At 62.5% G+C, this 1,400-nt stretch carries 2 protein-coding genes; one reads left to right on the top strand and one right to left on the bottom strand.

The window, feature by feature from the left end; genetic code table 11:
• Window positions 1-372, top strand: a 372-nt coding sequence (locus tag PLJ71_04610) for a hypothetical protein (protein HQM47945.1), incomplete at its 5' end; no start/stop codon positions are given.
• Between the two features lie 36 nt (window positions 373-408).
• Here PLJ71_04610 and PLJ71_04605 read toward each other — a convergent pair.
• Window positions 409-1,400 (bottom strand): SGNH/GDSL hydrolase family protein (locus PLJ71_04605; GenBank protein HQM47944.1); only part of this gene is annotated, 992 nt, incomplete at its 5' end.

The raw sequence follows: 1,400 nt of genomic DNA, 5'->3' as shown, positions 1-1,400 counted from the left end.
CAGCGCGGCACCACGCTCCAGGGAGGCGGCACGGCCGGCGGACTCGGCATCGATTTCGAGTTCTTCGAGAGCAGCCTGATGCCATCTATCGTCATCTACGGATTTCTGGGGCTCGACCCCGGCGCGGAGGCATTGCGCATCGAGCCGCGGCTTCCCGAAGCATGCCCCGAAATGGGCGTAGCCAACCTGTTATACCGCCGCGTGAGCCTGGACGTGCTTGCAACGAACACAGCGCTAACCATCAGGGTGAAGGATGTTCCCCCGGACCCGCCGCTGTGGCTCGAACTTCCTTCTGGCTGGCGAAGCGAGGGCGGCGAGACGGGTCCGCGGTTTGCCTTGGCGGCCCCCGGCGTGTACCGATTCGCGAAATAGGGCGAATCAGAGGAGGGCGCAGCGCGGGAGCCGGCTTCACCGTTCGTTCAGAAGACGCTCAAGGACAGGCGCCACACATTCCTCGAAATACGCGTGTCCGTCAGCTGTGAAGTGGCCGTCATACTTGAAATAGAGCTGGCGGTTGGGGGCCTGTTCCCGAAACTCCGCCGTCACGCTATGGAAAGGTAGTCCAGCAATGTCGCACGCTTGAGCAAGTGCTTCGTCCGCCGCGCCGGAAGTCAGTTCCTTCTCGTCATGCTGCCCGCCCAATTCGATGTGCGCCTTCAAGTTTTCGGCCGATACCACGAAGGGATAGGGCACGGCAATGACCACGCAACCGGCCCCCTGCGCCGCCGCGGCTTGCCGGACGCGTGCCAGGTACCCCCCGCAACGGGCTATGCGCTTCTGCATTTCCTCGCTCTTGGGCTCCAGGTAAAGGGGGGCGCCGCTTCGAGGCCCCAAAAGTATTCCCAGCATCAGGTGCGGGTGCAGCTTCACTTCCCGGAACGCCTGCTGGAGCCTGGGATCTAACGCTTCGAACCTTTCCTTTGCCGGCCCGTCGAGCTTGTTCAGGGTCTCGGCGGCCTGCCGTTTCCACAATTCGTTGAGGTCGACGCCCTCCTGCGCCTGAGAAGACTTTGCCTGGCTTCTGCCGAGTTTCAAAGCAACCTTCCGGGAAATGTTCGGGTACAGGAAGCGCATGCCGCTTGCGAGAGCAGCCACGGGCCGCGCCCAGCGCCCCCATTCGGCCTGGGCGATGTCTTGCATCTCGGAATCATCGACCCCAACGTTAGCGTCGACACACTGGTCGATGTCATCAATCTGCAGGGCGGCCACAATCACGAGGTCGGGTTTCAAGAGAGGCAACGCTCTTTCGGCGAGCATGGCATAGTCTTTGGGACACGCCCCCGGCCGGCCAAGATTCAGGAACTCGATATTTCGGCCCTGTTCGCGAAAGCGGGCCTCGAGCCGTTTCACCCATGTGTCCTGCAGGTCGACCCCCCACCCGTACGTGTACGAGTCTCCCA

The sequence above is a fragment of the Candidatus Hydrogenedentota bacterium genome (genome assembly GCA_035416745.1).
In the GTDB taxonomy this organism is placed as follows: Bacteria; Hydrogenedentota; Hydrogenedentia; order Hydrogenedentales; family SLHB01; genus UBA2224.
The sequence above is the reverse complement of the archived record's forward strand: the minus strand, read 5'-3'. Positions and strand labels throughout refer to the sequence as shown.